Below are 20,508 nucleotides of genomic sequence, written 5' to 3'. Positions count from 1 at the left end.
TCTCCGCAGTCCGGTACCACCCGTGGCGCAACGGGCCGGTATCTCGGCAGTCCGGTACCACCTACGGCTCAACGGGCTGGTATCTCCGCAGTCCGGTACCACCTACGGCTCAACGGGCCGGTATCTCCGCAGTCCGGTACCACCTACGGCTCAACGGGCTGGTATCTCCGCAGTCCGGTACCACCCATGGCGCAACGCGCTGGTACTCCGCAATCCGGTACCACCCATCGCGCAACGGGCTGGTATCTCCGCAGTCCGGTACCACCCACGGCGTAACGGGCTGGTATCTCCGCAGTCCGGTACCACCCACGGCGTAACGGGCTGGTATCTCCGTAGCCCGTTGAGCCGCCGACGAACGGAGTGAGGAGGGGTGTCGAAACGACCCCATGTCCAGATCCACTGAGCAGAATGTGACATCCGTCCGTTCACCGGATCGGCCGCGCGGTTTCACTTCGGGGCGGCCTGCGCGTCGAACGCGGCGGCTTCCATTCGGGGCATGACGGTAATTCCGATCCACAGCCCGCTCACCGCCTCGCCCGCCCGCCGGATCCTGTTCACGGCGGGGGAGTACGACGTCGTCGTCAGCGAACATCCCGCCGACATCCGCGCCGCCCAGCGGCTGCGCTTCGAGGTCTTCCGCGCCGAGCCGGGCTACTCCGACGCCATCGGTGACGACGAGTCCGGCCTGGACGCCGACCGCTTCGACGACTTCTGCGACCACCTCCTGATCCGGCACCTGCCCACCGGCCGGCTCGCCGGCTGCGCCCGGGTGCTGCCGCCCTCGCGCGCCATCGCCGCCGGCGGCTGGTACTCGGCGAGCGAATTCGATCTCACCGAACTGGCCCCGATCGCCCCCGAGACGGTGGAGATGGGCCGCGCGGTGGTCGACCCCGAGCACCGCAGCGGCGCGGTCACCGGCCTGCTGTGGACCGCGGTGCTCGGCTACCTGGAGGACGGCGGCTACCGCTACCTCATGGGCTGCGTCTCGGTCCCGCTCGACTCCGCCGCCGGTCGGGGCCGTGAACTGCGCGGGGTGCGCGATCTCGCCGCCGAGAAGTACGCCGCGCCCTGGCGGGTGCGCCCGTACCGCACCGTCGACGTGGACGGCGCGAGCCTGGACGACCTGCCCGCCGTGGAGCGGCCGGTCCTGCCGCCGCTGCTGCGCGGCTACATCCGGCTCGGCGCGCGGGTGTGCGGAGAACCGGCCTTCGACGAGATCTTCGACGTCGGCGACTTCCTCACCATCGTCGACCGGGAGAAGGGCGACGAGCGCTACCTCGCTCGCCTCCGTGGCGCGCTCGCCCGGCTGAGCGCACCCGGACTCGGAGCGGAGTCGAACTGAACGCGCCGGGCATGATTCCGGGCACCGATGCGGCGGCGCCCGCCGGGAATCCTTGGGTCCCGCGCAGCAGCTGCGGGACGTCGTGCGTGCCGCCCGAACGACGGCCGGCCGGAAAGCTGCGGGTCGTCTGGCGGATGACGGCGCTCTCCGCGATCCTGCTCAGTCTGCTGCCGCTCGGCGCGCTGACCCTGCTCACCCCGCGCCCAGCCCGCGTCGCGTACTGGCGCTTCACCGCCCGCTGCGGGCTGGTCGCGATCGGACTGCGGGTGCGGATCGTCGATCACCGGCCTCGCCACGCGCGACGGCTCCGGGGCGCGCTCGTCGTCGCCAACCACATCTCCTTCCTCGACGTCTTCGCCGTCGCGGTGGTCAGCCCGGCCCGGTTCGTCGCCAAGCGGGAGGTCCTGGCCATGGGCGCGGTCTCGCCGCTGCTGCGGTGCTTCGGCGTGCTCGCGGTCAGCCGCGGCGCGCTGCGGCAACTCCCCGCGGTGATCGAACGGGTCGCCGGGATCCTCGACCGGGGACGGCCGGTGGTCGTCTTCCCGGAGGGCACCACCTGGTGCGGGGTGGCCCGCGGCCGGTTCCGGCCCGCGTTCTTCCAGACGGCCATCGACACCGGCACGCCGGTGGTGCCGATCCGGCTGTGCTACCTGCGCGACGGGTACCCGGTCACCTCGCCCGGCTACCTCGGCGACGACGGCCTCGCCGACACTCTGCGCCGGGTGCTGCGCGCCCGCGGCCTCACCGTCTCGATCGCCGTGCACCCGCCGGTGCCGCCGGCCGGGGACCGCCGCGACCTCGCGGCGGTCTGCCAGCGGGTGATCCATCCGCCGGTGCGCGCCCTGCCGGTCCCGCCGATACCGGCGCCCACACCCGGGACGCCGACTCCCGTCCCGGCCTGAGTACCGGTCGCGAAACCCCCGCGCGGAATCCAAGCCCGGGTCCAAGCCGACCGCAACCGGGTCCCAAGCGCCGTCGCCGATCCTTCCTTCACCGATCGAATCGAGATGAAGGAGCACGATCATGGACCACGTCGCGACCGCACCGCCCGGGCGGTTCACCCGGACCCAGCGGGTGACGCTGGCGGTGGTGTGCACCGCCACCGCCATGCTGATGCTCGACATCGCGGTGGTCAATACCGCGCTGCCGGCCATCGCCCGTGAATTCGGCGCCGGGATGAGCGCCCTCAAATGGGTGGTCGACGGCTACACCCTGGCGCTGGCCGCGGTGGTGCTTACCGCGGGCGCCTGGGCGGATCGTTCCGGGCGGCGTCTGGTGTTCGTGATCGGTGCGGTGGTGTTCACCGTCGCCTCTGGCGTCTGTGCCGCCGCCGGCGACATGACGCTGCTCAACGCGGCCCGCGTGGTGCAGGGGCTGGGCGCGGCGCTGCTGTTCGCCACCTCACTCGCCCTGCTGGCGCACGCCTTCCCCGGCCGCGCCGAGCGCGCGACCTCCCTCGCGGCCTACGGGGCGACGATCGGCGGCGCCTTCGCAATCGGTCCGCTGCTCGGTGGGATCCTCACCCAGTGGCTCGACTGGCGGGCGATCTTCCTGATCAACGTCCCGGTCGGCCTGGCGATGCTCGCCGCGACCCGCTGGGTGGCCGAGTCGCGCAGCACCGCGCCGCGGCGCGGTGACTGGGCCGGACAGGTCACCGCGATCATCGCCCTCGCGGCCCTGACCTACGGCTTCTTCGAGGCCGCCGAGAAGGGCTGGACCGACCCGCGCACGTTCTGGACGTTCGCCGTCGCCGCGGTCGCGCTCGGGCTGTTCGTACTGGTCGAACGTGTCGTCGAGCAGCCGATGCTGCCACTGGGGATGTTCGCCAATCCGTCGTTCGCCGGCGCCCAGGTGGCGACCTTCGCGATCTCGGCGTCGATGTTCGCCGTCTTCGTCTACGTCACCCTCTACCTGCAGGGTGTGCTCGGACTGTCGCCGATCGGCGCGGGCCTGATCTACCTGCCCGGCACCGCGGTGATGTTCGTCGTCGCCGGCGTCACCGGTTCACTGATCGGCCGGATCCCGGCGTGGTGGATGATCGCCGGCGGCCTCGTCGCGGTCGCCGCCGGACTCGCCGTGATGACCGTCGCGGCAGTCGGCGGCAGCGGCTGGGCGATGGCGCCCGGATTCATCCTGTCCAGCGTCGGCGCCGGTGTCTTCAATCCGGTGATGAGCGGCGTGGTGCTCGCCGAGAGCCGCGACGACGACGCCGGGCTCGCCGCCGGGATCAACGACGTCTTCCGGCAGGCGGGCATCGCGCTCGGCGTGGCCGCGCTCGGTGCCGTGTTCCCGGCCCGCTCTGTGCTGGCCGGCGGCTCGCCGACGGAGTTCGTCGACGCGCTGAACACCGCCCTCTGGATCGGTGCCGCGGTCGCCCTCGCCGGTGCGCTCGCCGCGGCGCTGACCATGCGCAAGGCGCGGGCCGCCGATTCGGCGCCGGCGGAGTCGGAACAGCCCGCCCACGCGGCCGTTCCGGCCTCTACACTCGCACCGTGAACGCCCGCCTGCACCGGTGGCCCGATGCGTGAGTATCGGGTCCTCGGACCGCTTCAGGTCCTCGTCGACGGCACCGCGGCCGACCTCGGATCGCCCAAGCAGCGCGCGGTTCTCGGCGCCTTGCTGATCGCCCGCGGCGCCGTCGTCTCCACCGATCGTCTCGCCGACGCGGTGTGGGGCGACCAGCCGCCCGCGGCCGCGGCGACCAGCCTGCAGGCGTACCTCTCCAACCTGCGGCGGGCGCTGCGCGACGGCGACGCCGGGCCGTCACCCATTGAGCGCGTCAGTCCCGGCTACCGGCTCGACCCGGGCGACGACGTCGTCGACCTGGCCGTCGCCGAGGACCTGGCGCGTCGTGCCGCACAGGCGCACGACGCGCAGCGGTGGCCCGAGGCGCTGGACCTCAGCGAGCGGGCGCTGGCGCAGTGGCGCGGGGGTCTGCTCGACGAGTTCGGCGACGCCGAATGGGTCGGTGTGCCCGCCGCCGGCCTCGCCGAGCTGCGGTCGGCCGTGGTGGAGCTGCACGTCACGGCGTTGCTGGCCGAGGGCGACATCGCGCGCGCTCTCGCCGAGATCACGGCGTTGCGGGCCGACGACCCGCTGCGCGAACGGGGAGTGTGGCTGCACATGATCGCCCTGCATCGCTCCGGACGCACCACCGAGGCGCTCGACGTCTACGCCGCGCACGCGGCCGCGCTCGGCGAATCGCTGGGCCTGGATCCGGGGACCGCGCTGCGCGACCTGCAGGGCGCCCTGCTCCGGCACGACCCCGAGATCGAGGCGTGGCCGCGGCCGCCGCACTGGACCGGCGCCGCGCACCCGCCCGAGCCCGCGGCGCCCTCGCCGGTGGCCGGGGAGACGCCGGCCGGACCGGACCGCGCCGAGGAGCCGGCGGAGGCGCAGGCGATCCCGCTCGTCGGCCGCACCGACCTGGTCGCCCGGATCGACGGTCTGTACCGCGGCACGTCCAGTGGTCCGCGCTGGCTCGCGCTGCTCGGCCCGGCGGGCATCGGCAAGACCCGGCTGGCGCAGGAGGCCGCGGCCCGCGCCGCGGCCGGCGGCGAACAGGTGATCTGGGTGCGCTGCCCGGATACCGAGGGGGTGCCGCCGTGGTGGCCGCTGCGCCAGCTCTGCCGGGACCTCGACGCCGATCCGGACACGATCTTGCGGGTCCCGGGCGGGGTCGACGCCGACACCGCGCGCTTCGCCGTCTACGAGCGCGTCCAGCACCTGCTCGAACAGGCCGCCGCCGCGCACCCGGTCACGGTGATCGTCGACGACGTCCACTGGGCCGATCCGCTGACCGCCGGCCTGCTCCGCTACCTCGTCACCGTCACCACGAGCCCCGGACTGTGCGTGATCCTGACCATTCGCGAGGAGGAGACCGGCGCCGCCGTCGCCCGCCTGCGGGACGACCTGGTGCGCGGCGGCCACGTCGCGATGGTGCCCAGCCTGGACGACGATGAGGTGGCCGATCTGGTCGAGGCGCTGGCCGCCGAGGCGCTCTCGCCCGACGAGGCGGCGGCGCTCACCGCCCGCACCGGCGGCAACCCGCTCTTCGTCTCCGAGTACGCGCGGCTGCCCGCCGAGCAGCGCCGCGAGATGGTGCCCGCCGCGGTCGGCTCGGTGCTCGACCGCCGCCTGGCGACGCTCGATCCGGCGGTCCGCGAGGTGATCGGGCACGCGGCGATCCTCGGTGAGGACATCGACGTGGCGCTGCTCGCCCGCGTCGCCGACCGGGATCCGGCCGAGATCGCCGATTGCCTGGACGAGGCCGCCGATGAGCGGATCGTCGTGCGGTCGGCCGCCGGTGGGCGACCGGCGTTCGCGCACGCCCTGCTCCGCGAGCAGGCCATGGCGGCGATCCGGCCGCTGCGGCGCTGCCGGATGCATCTGCGCGTCGCGGAGATCCTCGCCGAACGCCGGGGCGGGGCGGCCCGCGCCGCACGCGCCGCGCATCTGCTCGACGCGCTGCCGGTCGCCGACGTCGCCGAGGTGGTGGCGGCCTGCCGGACGGCGGCCGACGATGCGGTCGCGGGCTGGGACTCCGAATCGGCGGCGCGCTGGCTGCGGGCCGCGCTGCGCACCTACGAGTCGTTGCCCGCGGCCGACCGGGATCTCGCCGAACGCGATGCCCTGCTCACCGCGATGCTGCGCGCCGAGACGCGGGCCGGGCGGCACCAGAGCGTGCTGGAGACCGTCGTCGTTCGGCTCGGGGAGGCCGTCGCCAACGGTGCGACGGCGACGGCCGGCCGACTGGCCGGGGTGCTGCTGCGGGCCGGCGGCGGCTGGCCGTGGGTGGCTCCGGCGACGCTCGGCGGACCCGTCCACGACGCACTCCTGGCCGCCGCCGAGGCCGTCGCCGACGACCGCGCCGCGCACGCGCGGGTCCTCGGCGCCCTCGCCGTGGGGCAGTGCTACGCCCACGACGCCGCGGTGCCGGCCGGGAACCTCGCCCGCGCCGCCGAACTGGCCGAACGGCTCGGCGACCCGGACGTGACCGCCGACGTCCTGCTCGCCCGCCTGCTGACCTACTCCGGTGTCGCCACGCACACCCGGGAGTCCATCGCCCTGTCTCGGCAGCTGTACGACCTGCCGCACGCCGAAGCCGACCTCGACCGGGTGATCGCCGACTCGGTGGTGACGATGGCGCTGATGTCGATCGGCGATCTGGCCGGCACTCAGGCGCACCTGCGGCGGGGGATCGCCGGCAGTGAACGCATGCGGCTGCCGGTCCTGCGCGCCCAGCTGCGCTGGATGGAGACCGCGCTCGCCAATTGGCGCGGCGACTTCGCCCTCGCCCGCGAGCACTTCCGCACCGCCGTGTCGGTGCACTTCCAGACCGAGCTCTACGTGTCGGGCAGCGCCGCGCTGGCGGCCCTGGCCACCCAGCGCGGCGTGTTCGACGACATCGCCGACCAGGCGCTCGGCCTGAACGGCAACGATCCGCTCGAATGGGCGCGCGGGATCCTGGCGGCCACCCCGGACAACGAGGTGGTGGTCCTGCTCGCCTCCGGCGTCGCGTCGCTCGCCGGGAGCCACGGCGACGCCGCGCTGGTGGAGGAGATGGCCCGCATCTTCATCGATGCGCCGCGGCCGATGGTGTGGACCTCGCTCGCCCAAGCGGTGATCCTCGGCGGCCTCGTCGCCGACTTCGCGCTGACCGAGCTGGCTCCGGCGTTCCTCGACTATCTGAGCCCGTTCGCCGGCCGCATCGCGACGGTGGGGCAGGTCGGCTGCGTCGGACCCGTCGACGTCGTGCTGGCGGGCCTGCACTTCCTGGTCGGTGACGAGCCCGCCGCCCGCGCCGCCGTCGCCCGGGCCCGCGAACTCTGTGTGGCACAGGACAGCCCGCCCGGCCTGCTGCACTGCCGGCTGCTCGAAGCCCGGCACGCGCCACCGTCGCCCGAACGCACCGCGGCACTGACCGCGATCGCCGCCGACGCGGACGCGATCGGCATGGTCGCGGTGGTCGACGCCGTCGCCGAGCTGCTCGGCTGACCAGCGGTTCAAGGACTTCCCAAGGGGGCCGCAAGGGCCCGGCGCGACGGTATCTCCGACGCGGCCGGCCCCGGCCGCACCGACCCCGAGGAGAACTCCATGAGCACCGACCGCCGCTTCGACCAGGCCGACATCGCCGCGCTGCGCGCCGCCGTCCGCGGCACCGTTCACCGGCCCACCGACGACGGCTACCAGCCGCTCGGCTTCAACGTCGCCGTCTCGCGGCGGCCCTGGGCCGTCATCGACGTTCTCGACGCCGACGACGTCGCCGCGGTCGTGGCGTTCGCGGCCGCCAACGGGATGACCGTCGCCGTACACGGCACCGGCCACGGCGCCACCCCGATCGACGGCCACACCCTGCTGGTCCGCACGTCCGCGCTGGACACCGTCGAGCTCGACCCGGCCGCCCGCACCGCGCGGGTCGGCGCCGGGGTGCGCTGGCAGACCGTGATCGACGCCGCCGCGCCGCACGGGCTGGCCCCGCTGTGCGGGTCGGCGCCGAGTGTCGGCGTCGCCGGCTTCCTCACCGGCGGTGGCATCGGGCCGCTGGTGCGCACCGTGGGCGCGTCGAGCGACCACGTCCGCGCGATCGACGTGGTGACCGGTGACGGTGAGATCCGCACGGCCACCCCGACCGAGAACGCCGACCTGTTCTGGGGACTGCGCGGCGGCAAGGCCACCCTCGGGATCGTCACGCAGGTCCGGATCGGACTGCTCGAACTCCCGCGGTTCTACGGCGGTGCACTGTACTTCGACGGCGCCGACGCGGCCGCGGTGCTGCACGCCTGGCGGTCGTGGACGCAGGACCTGCCCGCCGAGGCCAACACCTCGATCGCGCTGCTGCGCCTCCCGGCCCTGCCGGGCGTCCCGCCGCAGCTCGCCGGCCGACTCACCGTCGCCGTCCGCTATGTGCACACCGGTCCGGCCGACGAGGCGGCCGCGCTCTTCGCGCCGATCCGGGCGGCCGCCGAGCCGATCCTCGACGGCCTCGGCGTGCTCCCGTACGCGGCGATCGGCGCCGTGCACGCCGACCCGGTCGACCCCATGCCGGTCCTGGAGGACGGGCACCTGCTCTCCGGCCTGCCCGCCGACGCGGTCGACACCCTGCTCGCCGTCGCCGGCCCGGAGGCGTCGTGTCCGCTGCTGGTGGTGGAGCTGCGGCTGCTCGGCGGCGCGTTCGCCGCCGAGCCGGCCGTGGCCAGTGCCGTGTGCCATCGGGACGCGCCGTTCCACCTGTACGCCATCGGCGCGCTGGTGCCGCCGATCGCCGAGGCCGTCGCCCCGGCCGAGCAGGCTCTGGCCGGGGCGATGGGGCCGTGGCTGACCGGCGGGCGGCTCCCGAACTTCGCCGCCAGCGGCGATCCGGCCGTGATCACCGCCTGCTACGACGCTGACACCGTCGAGTGGCTGCGCGCGCTCGCCCAGCGCTACGACCCGGCCGGCGTGCTCGCCGTCGGGCAGGTGGTGCGCTGACCGCGGTCCGCTTCGGCGGCGACACATGCGCAGGGACTTTCGTGTCAGCCCCGTCGGCCCGGCGGACGGCATTGGGTCGATCCGCCTCCGCGCGGTTATCCTGGGGAGCGATCATGTCCGTCTATCTCGACAATGCCGCCTCCACAGCGATCGTCCCCGAGGCCGTCGCGGCGATGACCGATGCCTGGCGCCGTCCGGGCAACCCGATGTCCCTGCACGACGCCGGGCGCCGGGCCCGCCGGACCCTGGAGGAGTCGCGCGAGTCGATCGCGCGGTTGCTGGGCGCCCGGCCGTCGCATGTGCTGTTCACCGCGGGCGGTACCGAGTCGGACAATCTCGCGCTCAAGGGGATCTACCGGGCGCGGCGTGCCCAGGACGGCCGTCGCCGGCGCGTGGTGATCTCCGCCGTCGAGCACCACGCGGTCTTGGATCCGGCGCAGTGGCTGGCCGACCACGAGGACGCCGAACTGGTGGTCCTGCCGGTCGACGCGACCGGGCGCGTCGATCCGGCCGACCTCGCCGCCGAGCTGGAGGACCACGCCGCCGAGGTCGCCGTGATCTCGATCATGTGGGCCAACAACGAGGTCGGGACGCTGCAGCCGATCGCCGATCTGGCCGCGCTGGCGCGCGAATACGACATCCCGATGCATTCCGACGCGGTGGCCGCGATCGGGCACGTGCCGGTCGACTTCACCGCGAGCGGACTCTGCGCGATGAGCGTGGCCGCGCACAAGTTCGGCGGCCCGCAGGGCGTCGGCGCCCTGATCCTCGGGCGCGACGTCCCGTGCCAGCCGCTGCTCAACGGCGGCGGACACGAGCGCGACCTGCGGTCGGGCACCCAGGACGTGGCCGGGGCCGCGGGCATGGCGGCCGCGCTGCGGGTGGCCGTCGACCGGATGGACGCGCACACCGCGCACCTCGGCGGGCTGCGCGACGACCTGCTGGGGATCGTGGACGGCATCGACGGGGCGGTCGTGAACTCGCGGCCCGACGGCCTGCCCGGCCTGGTGCACGTCACGTTCACCGGTTGCGAGGGCGACTCGCTGCTCATGCTGCTCGACGCCCGCGACATCGAGTGCTCCACCGGCTCGGCCTGCACCGCCGGGGTCGCCTCGGCCAGCCACGTCCTCCTCGCGATGGGAATGGACCGGGCCGCCGCCCGCGGCTCGCTGCGGTTCTCGTTCGGGCCGGACAACACCGCCGCCGACGTGGTGCGGCTCGGGGTCGTGCTCGACGAGGTGATCGACCGCGCCCTGGCCGCCGGCTTGACCGGGGTGCGCTGATGACCGCGCAGCCCGTTGCCGCTCAGCCCGCCCCGCCGGTCGCGTCCTCGCAGCCCGTTGCCGCTCAGCCCGTCGTCTCGCAGCCCGTTGCCGCTCAGCCCGTTGAGCCGGTCGCGAACGAAGTGAGTGACCGTGTCGAAACGACCCCTCGTCGAGACACGGTTCCTGAGCTTGCGACGACCCCCCGTCGAAGGGCGGTCCCTGAGCCCGTGGCGGAGCCTGCGACGACACGCCGTCGAAGGGTCCTCGTCGCGATGAGCGGCGGCGTCGACTCCTCGGTCGCCGCGGCCCGCGCCGTCGAGGCCGGACACGACGTGACCGGCGTCCACCTGGCCCTCTCGACCGCGCCCGGCGCACTGCGCACCGGCTCGCGCGGCTGCTGCTCGCGCGAGGACGCCGACGACGCCCGCCGCGTCGCCGACATGCTCGGCATCCCGTTCTACGTGTGGGACTTCGCCGATCGCTTCAGGGAAGACGTGATCGACGAGTTCGTCGCGTCGTACGCGGCCGGCGAGACCCCGAATCCGTGTCTGAGCTGCAATGAGAAGATCAAGTTCGCGGCGCTCGCCGAGCGGGCGCAGGCCCTCGGCTTCGATGCGCTGGCCACCGGCCACTACGCGCGGCTGTCCGGCGGGGAACTGCGGCGGGCGGTCGATCACGACAAGGACCAGTCGTACGTCCTGGCCGTGCTCGATCGCGACCAGCTGTCCCGCGCAATGTTCCCGATCGGCGACACCCCCAAGCCGCGGATCCGCGAGGAGGCCGAGCGCCGCGGCCTGCTGGTGGCGAACAAGCCCGATTCGCACGACATCTGCTTCATCCCGACCGGCGACACCCGCGCTTTCCTCGGCGCCCGCATCGGCGTGCGTCCCGGAGCACTGGTCGACGGGGCGACGGGGGAGCGGCTCGGCGGGCACGACGGCGTGCACGGCTTCACCATCGGCCAGCGCAAGGGCCTGGGCATCGACGCGCCCGCGGCGGACGGCGCACCGCGCTATGTGACCGCCATCGACCCGGCCAGCGGCACCGTCACCGTCGGCGGTGCGGAGGATCTCGACGTGCGCACCATCGTCGCCACCAAGGCCGTGTGGTCGTCCGGCGTGGTGCCGGACGGGCCGATCGAGTGCGTCGTGCAGGTGCGTGCGCACGGTGGATTGGCGGAGGCCGTCGCGACCCCGATCCCCCCGACGGGTTCGGGGGACGGGCCGGGCATCGAGATCGCGCTGCGCGAGCCGCTGCGCGGCGTCGCCCGTGGTCAGGCCGCGGTGCTGTATCGCCCCGACGCCGAGCGCGGTGACCTGGTCCTGGGCTCCGGCCGCATCTCCTCGGCCACCCCCTGAGTCCTGCGGCGTGGTGTGTACCCCCCTGTGTTCCGAGCGGATCCGCGGCAGTCGTCGACCGCCGCGGCGGTCGCGGGTGACGCGCATGCCAGTGAGTGACGCGGATCGTCGTGCGGCCGGGTAGCGCACGCGACAATTGGGTGGGCCACTGTGAGTGATGACGCACAGAGCGCGATCCCGACGGGGACGGCGACCGGGATCGGTTCGCTGCCGGGCACCGATCCCCGCGGCGCCGCCGCACTCGCGGCCGGGGAACTCGGCGGGTCCGGACTCGTCTTCCTGCCCGAACTGCCGGCGCGCGGGGTGGGCGCCGACGTGATCGGCCGCACCGCCGGACTGCTGGTCGACCTCCCCGTCGACTACGTGCACCGCACCTACCGTCTCGCGGCGTCGCCGACGGCGGAGACGCGGCGCGCCCGGGACTATCTTCGGTGGGATCTCGACGCGCTCGAGGAGCGCTGGGAGACGGCGGACCTGCGCGGCGAGGCCGGGGTCGTCAAGATCCAGGCCGCCGGGCCGTTCACGTTCGCCGCCCACGTCGAACTGCGCGGCGGACACAAGGTGATCCGGGACCGCGGGGCGCTGCGCGACGTCGCCGCCTCGCTCGCCGCGGGGCTCGACGGGCAGGCGGCTGAACTCGAACGTCGCCTCGGTGTGCGGGTGGTGGTGCAACTCGACGAGCCCTCGATCGGTGACGTGATCGACGGTACCGTCACCCCGCTGACCAGACTCGACCCCATTCTGCCGATCCCGGTCCCGGAGATCGCGCAGCTGCTGGAAGGGGTGGCGCAGCAGGTCGCGCGCCCGATGATCCTGCACAGCTGTGCGTCGCCGCGCTGGGAGTTGCTGCGCGCGGCGCGGTCGTACGCGCTCTCGATGGACCTCACACAGCTGCGGGTGGCCGACTACGACCGGTTCGGCGAGACCCTCGACTCCGGCCGCACGCTGCTGGCCGGAGTGGTCCCCGCCGTCGATCCGGGTCTGCCGCAGAACCAGGTGACCGACGACCTGGTCACCCGGCTGACCGGCCTGATCGACCGGATCGGCCTGCCGCGCGGTGTGTTTCGCGAGCAGTTGCTCGTCACGTCGACGTGCGGTCTCGCCGGTGCGACGGTCTCCTGGGCGCGCGCCGCCCTGGCGATCTCCACGACCGTGGCGGACGCCCTCACCACCGCGTGACCACCCGCGTGACCCGCGCCGTCGATCGGTGAGAATCGGAAGCGCCGTCGTCACGGCAGGCGGTGGCTCTCCTCCTGGTGCGCCAGGAGGCGCCCGGCGAACGACACCCAGTCGCCGGACTCGGCGTCGTCGAGCAGGGCCCGATGCTCGTCGAGGACCTGCCGCGGCTGACCGGTGATGGCCGGGGTGCTGCGCAGGATCGAGAGCATCTGGCGGTCCTGGAGCCGGTCGTAGAGGTCCAGCAGCACCGCGTTCTGCGCGAGCCCGGCGAAGCTGCGGTGAAATTCCATGGCGGCCCGCACGAAGGCGGGGAAGTCGCCGGCCTCCAGTGCGCGTTCCTGCGCGGCGAGACTCGGGGCGAGCCGGGCGCGGAGGCCCCGGCGGGCCGCCTCGTCGGCGAAGTGCACCCCGGCCGTCTCCAGCGCGTTCCGTGCCTCGGCCGCCTCCCGGACCTCCCGCGGACTGAGCTCCCGGACCAGCGCGCCGCGCTGGGGATAGATGGTGAGCAGCCCTTCGTCCTGCAGGAGCCGCAGGGCCGCGCGGATCGGGGTGCGGCTCAGCGCCAGGTCGGCCGCGAGCGCCGACTCGCTAAGCATGGTCCCGGGGGGATAGGTGCCCGACAGCACCGCCGAGCGGATGTGCGCGAGCGCGCGATCGGCCGCCGAAGCCTCGCTCATCGGTCACCTTCCTCCCGCTGTTCCCTGTCAGACGAGCCTATCGTCGTGGCCGCGGACGGCCCGCGTCCGGAATCCGGCTTGCGCATCTGGGATCCAACTAGGATCCTAGTCGTTGTGAACGACGCCCCGAACTCCGCCGCCGCGGATCCCGTGCAGATCGGCCCCGCGGAGATCGACGCGGGGGCGATCGATCGTGCGGAGATCGATCGCGTGCAGCGCCGGACCCTCGCCGTGGTGGTCGCCAGCCAGATCCTCGGCGGCGCCGGTCTGTCGGCCGGAGTGTCGGTCGGCGCGCTGCTCGCCAAGGACATGCTCGGCTCGGATGCGCTCAGCGGGCTGCCCGCCGCGCTGTTCACGCTGGGCTCGGCGCTCGCCGCCTTCGGGGTGGGCCGGACCGCCCAGCGGCGCGGCCGCCGGGCCGGTCTGGCGCTCGGCTTCGGCGCCGGTGCGCTCGGCGCGGTGGGGATCCTGGTGGCCGCGACGATCGGCAACATCCCGCTGCTGCTGGTCGCGCTGTTCGTCTACGGCTCCGGTACCGCCACCAATCTGCAGGCGCGCTACGCGGGCACCGATCTCGCCGAACCGCATCGGCGGGGCCGGGCGATCAGCGTCTCACTGGCGGCGACGACGCTGGGCGCGGTGGCCGGCCCCAACCTGATCACGCCGCTCGGCGACCTCGCGAAGACGCTCGGCATCCCGGTGCTCGCCGGTCCGTTCCTGCTCGCCGCGGTCGCGTTCGGTGCCGCCGGGATCTGCTTCCAGCTGTTGCTGCGCCCCGACCCGTATCTGCTGGCGCGACGGGTCGCCGAGGCGGAGGCGGCCGCGCCGGCCGGCGACGGTGTCCAGGTGGCCGAATCCGGCGTGGCGACGCTGCCCCGGTCGGCCCTGTACGCCGGTGCCGCCGTTATGGTCACCACGCAGATCGTGATGACCGGTGTGATGACGATGACGCCGGTGCACATGGTGGATCATCACCACGGTCTCGGGGCGGTGGGGCTGGTGATCAGCCTGCACATCGCCGCGATGTTCCTGCCGTCGCTGGTCACCGGCCCGCTGGTCGACCGGATCGGCCGCCTGCCGATGGCGGCGGCGTCGAGCCTCTGCCTGGCGGTCGCCGGGCTGCTCGCCTCGCTGGCGCCGGCCGGATCCACCGGCTGGCTGACGGTGGCGCTCATCCTGCTCGGTCTGGGCTGGAACTTCGGGCTCATCACCGGCACCGCGCTGGTCGTGGACGCGACGACGACCACGAACCGGCCCAAGACACAGGGCTCGGTCGACGTGCTCATCGCGCTGTCGGGGGCGGCCGCCGGTGCCCTCGCCGGGCTCTTGATGGCGGGCGCGGGTTTCGGCGCGGTCGGCTACGTCGGAGCCGCGGTGGCCCTGGCGCTGCTGCCCGGACTCTGGCTCGGTGCACGTCGCGGGGCATTCGGTCAGCACTGACGCCCGCCGCGGGTTCAGTACCGACCGGCGCGGAGACGACCGTCGTCGCGGGCGGCCCGGTCGTGTCGGTGACCGGCATATGCCGGGTCACGGGGGAAGATTCCCGTCGTGGCCCCAGATATGCCCATGGCCGACGGCGCCGGGTCGGAACGACCGGTCAGTCGGCCGCCGGCAACCGCGCGATGGCGCGTTTCGGGGCGATCTGGCGGAAGCTGGCGTCGAGCAGTTCGGCCACCTCGGCCCAGTCGACGTCGAGCGCCAGGTCGAGGCCGAGCCAGCCGTAGGCGCCGACATACGCGGGCACGTAGAAGCGTTCGTCCTGTTCCAGGGCTCGCCGCTCGCCGGGGTCGGGGATGAAGAGGAGCGCGTGATCGCGCCGGACCTTGGTCTCGCCCTTGCGCGCCCCGCCGTACATCGCGAACATCTTGCCGCAGCGGAACGTCGGCCGGCCGTGCGCGATCTTCTCGGTGGCCTCCGGCAGGGCGAGGGCGATCTCGCGCAGCTTGCCCAGGATCGGATCGGCGTCGTCGAACATGATCGGATGCGGCATGCCACCAGGGTAGGCGGGGCTGTCGGCGCCCGGCCCTAAGATCGTCTCGTGACGTCTCCCGAGCATGAATGGGCCGAGCTGGCCGCCGAGATCCGCGACCACCAGTTCCGCTACTACGTCAACGACGCGCCGATCATCAGTGACGCCGAGTTCGACACGCTGCTGCGGCGCCTGCAGGCCATGGAGGACGAGCACCCCGAGCTGGCCGTCCCGGACTCGCCGACCAAGCTGGTCGGCGGCGGCTTCTCCACGGCCTTCACCCCGGTCGACCACCTCGAACGGATGATGTCGCTGGACAACGTCTTCGACGACGACGAGATGCGCGCGTGGGTGGCACGCACCGAGGTCGACGCCGGTGCCGCGGAACCGGGCGGCGTCGAGTTCCTCTGTGAGCTCAAGATCGACGGCGTCGCGCTCGCGCTGACATACGAGAACGGCAGGCTGATCCGCGGCGTGACGCGCGGCGACGGCCGCACCGGCGAGGACGTGACGCTCAACGCCCGCACCATCGCGAACGTCCCGAACCAGCTGACTCCGGCGCCCGGCCGCCCGCTGCCCGACCTCCTGGAAGTGCGCGGCGAGGTGTACTTCCGGCTGGAGGACTTCGAGGTCCTCAACGCCTCGCTGGTGGAGCAGGGCAAACCCCCGTTCGCGAACCCCCGCAATTCGGCGGCCGGATCGCTGCGCCAGAAGAACCCGCAGATCACCGCGCAACGCAATCTGCACATGATCTGCCACGGCGTGGGGCGGATCGACGGCTGGCGCCCGGAGTCGCTGCACGACGTGTACCTGGCCCTCGGTGAGTGGGGTCTGCCCGTGTCCGCGCACACCTCGAAGGTGACCGGCGCCGACGCGATCCTCGACACCATCGCCTACTGGGGCGAGCACCGGCATTCGGTGGAGCACGAGATCGACGGGCTGGTGGTTAAGGTGGACGACGTCGCCCTGCAACGGCGGCTGGGGTCCACCTCGCGCGCCCCGCGCTGGGCGATCGCCTACAAATATCCGCCCGAAGAGGTCACCACCAAACTGCTCGACATCAAGGTCGGCGTCGGCCGCACGGGACGGGTCACGCCGTACGCCGACATGGAGCCGGTGCTGGTCGCCGGGTCGACGGTCGCTCGCGCGACGCTGCACAACGCCTCGGAGGTCAAGCGCAAGGGCGTGCTGATCGGCGACACCGTCACCATCCGCAAGGCCGGCGACGTGATCCCGGAGGTGCTCGGGCCGGTGGTGGATCTGCGCGATGGCACCGAGCGCGAGTTCGTGATGCCGACGCACTGCCCGGAGTGCGGCGCCGCGCTGCGGCCGGAGAAGGAGAGCGACGCCGACATCCGCTGCCCCAACGCGCACCACTGCCCGGCGCAGCTGCGGGAACGGCTCTTCCACCTGGCCGGGCGCGGCGGGTTCGACATCGACGCGCTCGGCTACGAGGGGGCGACGGCGCTGCTGGCGAGCGGCGTGATCGAGGACGAGGGCGACCTGTTCACGCTCACCGCCGACGACCTCGCGCGGACGTCGTTCTACACCACCACCAAGGGGGAGCTGTCGGCCAACGGGCAACGGCTGCTGACGCACCTGGAGACCGCGAAGGACGCGCCGCTGTGGCGGGTTCTGGTGGCGCTTTCGATCCGGCACGTCGGCCCGACCGCCGCTCGCGCGCTCGCCACCGCCTTCGGCTCGCTGGCGAAGATCGAGGCGGCGAGTGTGGAGGAGCTCGCCGAGGTGGACGGCGTCGGGGAGACCCTGGCCGCGAGCGTCCGGGACTGGTTCGAGGTGGACTGGCACCGGGAGATCGTCGCCAAGTGGCGCGCGGCCGGGGTGTCGATGGCCGACGAGGTGGACGAGTCCACGCCGCGGACGCTGGAGGGCAAGACCATCGTCGTCACGGGCTCGCTGAACGACTTCACCCGCGACGGCGCGAAGGAGGCGATCATCGCCCGCGGCGGCAAGGCGTCCGGCTCGGTGTCGAAGAAGACCGACTACGTGGTGATCGGCGACGCCCCCGGCAGCAAGGCCGCCAAGGCCGAGCAACTGGGCGTGCCGATCCTCGACGAGGACGCCTTCAAGATCCTGCTGGAGACGGGGCGGTCGGGGACGGAGCAGGAGGAGCCGGAACAGGAGGAGCCGGAACAGCCGGGGACGGAGGATCCGGAACAGGAGGCGCCGGATTCCTCCGGCGCCTGATACCGCGTCTGGCGAAGAGCGCGGGCAGCGACCACGTGGACGCCGCGGGCCGGGCGAGGACCGTCAGAACCGAGAGCACGATCATCGGCGGATACTCCCAGATCAGCTGATCGGCCTGCCAGTACACGGTGAGGGTGAGGGCCGAGACCACCGCGGCCGCGGTGGTGCCGATCCCGCAGATCAGCAGCACCCCGAGGGTCGCTTCCAGCAGCGGAACCACGACGCCCAGCACGCCGGCGTTCGGGGCCACCAGGTGATCGCCGAGCACGCGGTAGACGTCGGGTACCCGCGGGTTCGCGGCGATGCTCGACGTCACCAGCCGGATGTCGGCGGCGCCGAACCCCGCGTGATACTTCACCCACGCCTCGTGCAGCCAGAACGCGCCCAGCACCGTGCGGGACAGGCTCGCCGCCGCGTGCCCGACGGCCGGCGGCGGCCGGAGCCGGCCGGTCATGACAGCATCGCGGCGCCGAAGACGGCCTTGGCCTTGTCGCAGTGGATCACCACGTGGGTGTACTTCGCCGCGTCGGCGCCCGTCAGCGAGAACGACTGCGCGGCGCGGTCGTAGGTCACCTTGCCGAGTTCTTTGCCACCGCCGACCGCCGCCTCGTCGGTGCCGTCGGTGAGGTACACGTGCAGGTCAGGTCCCTCGTCGGAGTGGAAGCCGGTCAGCATGAGGGTGTCGCCGCTGATCGTCGCGGTGCCGGTGACCGACTTGCCGTTCTCGCCGGCGAACATGCCGGTGCGTTCGGCGCCGGTGGTCATCGGCATGGGGGCGCCCGTCGACGGCGTCATGGCGCTCATCGTGTTGCTCGCCATCGCGGGGTGGTCGTCGCTGGAATCGCTGCCGCAGGCCGAGACGGTCAGGACCAGGGCCAGGGCGGCGGCGCCGGCCAGGGCGCCGGTGGTGCGGGTTCGAGTCGTCATGGTGGTGCTCCTTCATCGGGGGAGACGGCGGAATTCCGGTGCCGCCGTCGTCGGACAAGGCCGAATCTAGGCACGCCAGCCGCGGCGCAGGGGAAACATTTCAGGGGCGTAAGAATTGCGGCGGTCCGGTGGGCGTCGTGCGGCGATAGCCTCGGAGGAGTGACGACGAAGCAGGCCGAAGTGATGGTGGTGGAGGACGACGCCACCGTGCGCGGCGCGGTGGGCGACTATCTGCGCGCCCACCGGTTCCGGGTCGTCGAGGTCGCCGACGGCGCGGCCGCGCGCACGGCGCTGCGGCAACGGATCCCGGATGTGGTGGTGCTCGACCGGATGCTGCCGCGGGTGAGCGGTGACGAGCTGTGCCGGCAGATCCGCGACACCCTGCCGCAGGTCGGGGTGATCATGCTGACCGCGCTGGGCGCGGCACCGGAACGGATCCGCGGTCTGGAACAGGGCGCCGACGACTACCTGACGAAGCCGTTCGCCATGCGTGAACTGTACCTGCGCATCGACACACTGCTGCGGCGCACCCGGGCGCGCACCGACGTCGGGCTGCTCGAGGCCGGCCCGTTCCGCGTCGATCCGGCGCACCGCATCGCCTACCGCGGCGGCGTCCGGATCGACCTCACCACCCGCGAGTACGAACTGCTCGCCTTCTTCGTCCAGAACCCGGGCCGGGTGTGCGGCCGGGACGAGATCATGGCGGAGGTGTGGGGCTGGTCGTTCGGTGACGCGTCGACGGTGACCGTCCACGTGCGCCGTCTGCGCGAGAAGATCGAGGCCGAGCCCCGCTATCCGCGGCACCTGCTGACCGAATGGGGCGCAGGCTACCGCTTCGTGGCCGACGACGAGCCGGGAGAATCCGGGGGGAACCGAGGATGCTGAGCGGTGAGGCCATCCTTCAGATCCTGCTCATCGCGGCCGGCGCCGCCGTCGCGGTGACGGTGGCCGGTCTGCTGATCGCCCGGTGGCGCCGCCGCGACAGCATCGCCGTCCAGCTGTGGCTGGTGGGACTCGCCGCCCCGTTGTCGATGGTCCTCGCGGTGACCGCCATCGCCGCGCAGATGTATGTGTCCCGCCACGATCTGCAGGTGCTGCTGTGGGTCGCCGGGGTCTCGGCGGTGCTGAGCGTGGCCGCCGCCCTGTTCCTCGGCTACCGGGTGCGGGCCGCCTCGGCCGGTCTGTCGGCGGCGGCCCGGCGCGTCGGCGACGGGCAGGTGGTCGACGCCGATCCCACCGTGTGGCGCGAGTTCGCCGAGGTCTCCCGGCAACTCGCCGCGGCCTCGCGGGAACTCGCCGAGGCGCGCCGCGCGGCCGAGGCGCTCGACGCCACCCGGCGCCAGTTCTTCGCCTGGGTGTCGCACGATCTGCGCACCCCGCTCACCGGACTGCGGGCGATGGCCGAGGTCCTGGAGGAAGGCGCCACCGACGATCCGCAGGAGTACTACCGGCGGATCCGGCTGCGTGTGGACTCGATGAACAAGCTGGTCGACGACCTGTTCGCGCTCGCCCGGCTGGACGAGGCGGGCCTGATCCTGCAGGTCGACGAGGTCGAGTTGCTGGACGTGGTGTCCGATGCGGTCGCCGAGATCGGTGACTACGCGGCCGAACGCCGGCTGCGGGTGGTGCACGACGGCGTGGCCGGCCGGGTGGTCCGTGCCGATCCGGCCGAGATGACCCGGGTCCTGGTCAACCTCCTCAGCAACAGCATCCGATTCGCACCCGCCGGGAGCGAGGTCACCGTCAGCGCCGAGACCGCGGATGCCGGTGGCACGCTGATCTCGGTGACCGATCGCGGTCCGGGTGTGCCGATCGATCAGCTCGACCGCATCTTCGAGGTCGGCTGGCGGGCCGACGCGGCCCGTGGCGGCCCGGCCGGCGAGGGATCGTCCGGCGATTCGCTGCCCGCCTCCGCGGGAATCGGCCTGCCGATCGTCCGGGGGATCGTCGACGCACACGGCGGCGAGGTGCGGGCGATCAACGGTCCGGACGGATTCCGGGTGACGGCCTGGCTGCCGGGCTGAGAATCGCCGAATCGAGGCGATCGTGCGCCATATCGTCGCTGGTCGTGGCGCTTCGCCGTTCGCTGGGCCGGTCGTGGTGCTTCGCGGCC

Annotated in this window: 15 protein-coding genes; 12 read left to right on the top strand and 3 right to left on the bottom strand. The window is 73.1% G+C overall.

What is annotated here, in order from left to right; genetic code table 11:
• Positions 1-496: 496 nt before the first annotated feature.
• The 8 genes from MYK68_RS14720 (at position 497) to MYK68_RS14685 (ending at position 12,614) form a co-directional block, all read left to right on the top strand.
• Positions 497-1,342, top strand: coding sequence for a GNAT family N-acetyltransferase (locus tag MYK68_RS14720; protein WP_247864425.1), 846 nt, complete (start codon positions 497-499; stop codon positions 1,340-1,342).
• A gap of 11 nt (positions 1,343-1,353) precedes the next feature.
• Entirely contained in the window at positions 1,354-2,244 is an 891-nt protein-coding gene (locus tag MYK68_RS14715) for a lysophospholipid acyltransferase family protein (RefSeq protein ID WP_247864424.1), read from the top strand.
• Between the two features lie 121 nt (positions 2,245-2,365).
• Positions 2,366-3,838 (top strand): MFS transporter, encoded by a 1,473-nt coding sequence (locus MYK68_RS14710; protein WP_247864423.1) that lies wholly within the window; start codon positions 2,366-2,368, stop codon positions 3,836-3,838.
• Between the two features lie 24 nt (positions 3,839-3,862).
• Positions 3,863-7,339, top strand: coding sequence for an ATP-binding protein (locus tag MYK68_RS14705; RefSeq protein WP_247864422.1), 3,477 nt, complete (start codon positions 3,863-3,865; stop codon positions 7,337-7,339).
• Between the two features lie 99 nt (positions 7,340-7,438).
• Positions 7,439-8,812, top strand: a complete 1,374-nt coding sequence (locus MYK68_RS14700; RefSeq protein ID WP_247864421.1) for an FAD-binding oxidoreductase — start codon at positions 7,439-7,441, stop codon at positions 8,810-8,812.
• Between the two features lie 113 nt (positions 8,813-8,925).
• Positions 8,926-10,095, top strand: a complete 1,170-nt coding sequence (locus tag MYK68_RS14695; RefSeq protein WP_247864420.1) for a cysteine desulfurase family protein — start codon at positions 8,926-8,928, stop codon at positions 10,093-10,095.
• A 254-nt stretch (positions 10,096-10,349) separates the two neighbouring features.
• Entirely contained in the window at positions 10,350-11,435 is a 1,086-nt protein-coding gene (gene mnmA / locus MYK68_RS14690; RefSeq protein WP_247864419.1) for a tRNA 2-thiouridine(34) synthase MnmA, read from the top strand.
• Between the two features lie 150 nt (positions 11,436-11,585).
• Positions 11,586-12,614 carry a uroporphyrinogen decarboxylase/cobalamine-independent methonine synthase family protein gene (locus tag MYK68_RS14685; RefSeq protein WP_247864418.1) on the top strand — a complete coding sequence of 343 codons (1,029 nt, stop codon included), beginning with the start codon at positions 11,586-11,588 and terminating at the stop codon, positions 12,612-12,614.
• A gap of 50 nt (positions 12,615-12,664) precedes the next feature.
• On the opposite strand, the gene MYK68_RS14680 is transcribed toward MYK68_RS14685, so the two are convergent.
• On the bottom strand, positions 12,665-13,291 hold the full coding sequence (locus MYK68_RS14680; RefSeq protein WP_247864417.1) for a GntR family transcriptional regulator: 627 nt from the start codon (positions 13,289-13,291) through the stop codon (positions 12,665-12,667).
• Positions 13,292-13,447: 156 nt separating this feature from the next.
• Between MYK68_RS14680 and MYK68_RS14675 the strand changes: the two genes are divergently transcribed.
• A complete protein-coding gene (locus MYK68_RS14675) occupies positions 13,448-14,731 on the top strand; it encodes an MFS transporter (RefSeq protein WP_247868066.1) in 1,284 nt (427 codons plus the stop codon).
• 157 nt (positions 14,732-14,888) lie between these two features.
• Here MYK68_RS14675 and MYK68_RS14670 read toward each other — a convergent pair whose 3' ends face one another.
• The gene (locus tag MYK68_RS14670) at positions 14,889-15,281 is read right to left on the bottom strand and encodes an MmcQ/YjbR family DNA-binding protein (protein ID WP_247864416.1); all 393 of its coding nucleotides are present in this window, start codon (positions 15,279-15,281) and stop codon (positions 14,889-14,891) included.
• 48 nt (positions 15,282-15,329) lie between these two features.
• Here MYK68_RS14670 and ligA point away from each other — a divergent pair, with 48 nt between their 5' ends.
• Complete coding sequence (gene ligA / locus MYK68_RS14665; protein WP_247864415.1) at positions 15,330-17,468, top strand: NAD-dependent DNA ligase LigA; 2,139 nt, start codon at positions 15,330-15,332, stop codon at positions 17,466-17,468.
• Positions 17,469-17,918: 450 nt separating this feature from the next.
• Here ligA and MYK68_RS14660 read toward each other — a convergent pair whose 3' ends face one another.
• The gene (locus MYK68_RS14660) at positions 17,919-18,395 is read right to left on the bottom strand and encodes a DM13 domain-containing protein (protein WP_247864414.1); all 477 of its coding nucleotides are present in this window, start codon (positions 18,393-18,395) and stop codon (positions 17,919-17,921) included.
• 183 nt (positions 18,396-18,578) lie between these two features.
• On the opposite strand from MYK68_RS14660, the gene MYK68_RS14655 reads away from it, so the two are divergent.
• A complete protein-coding gene (locus tag MYK68_RS14655; RefSeq protein WP_247868065.1) occupies positions 18,579-19,280 on the top strand; it encodes a response regulator transcription factor in 702 nt (233 codons plus the stop codon).
• Complete coding sequence (locus MYK68_RS14650; RefSeq protein ID WP_247864413.1) at positions 19,274-20,419, top strand: sensor histidine kinase; 1,146 nt, start codon at positions 19,274-19,276, stop codon at positions 20,417-20,419. Before MYK68_RS14655 ends, MYK68_RS14650 begins: the two co-directional genes overlap by 7 nt.
• Positions 20,420-20,508 lie beyond the last annotated feature (89 nt).

The sequence above is a fragment of the Gordonia sp. PP30 genome (genome assembly GCF_023100845.1).
GTDB lineage: Bacteria > Actinomycetota > Actinomycetes > Mycobacteriales > Mycobacteriaceae > Gordonia.
The sequence above is the reverse complement of the archived record's forward strand: the minus strand, read 5'-3'. Positions and strand labels throughout refer to the sequence as shown.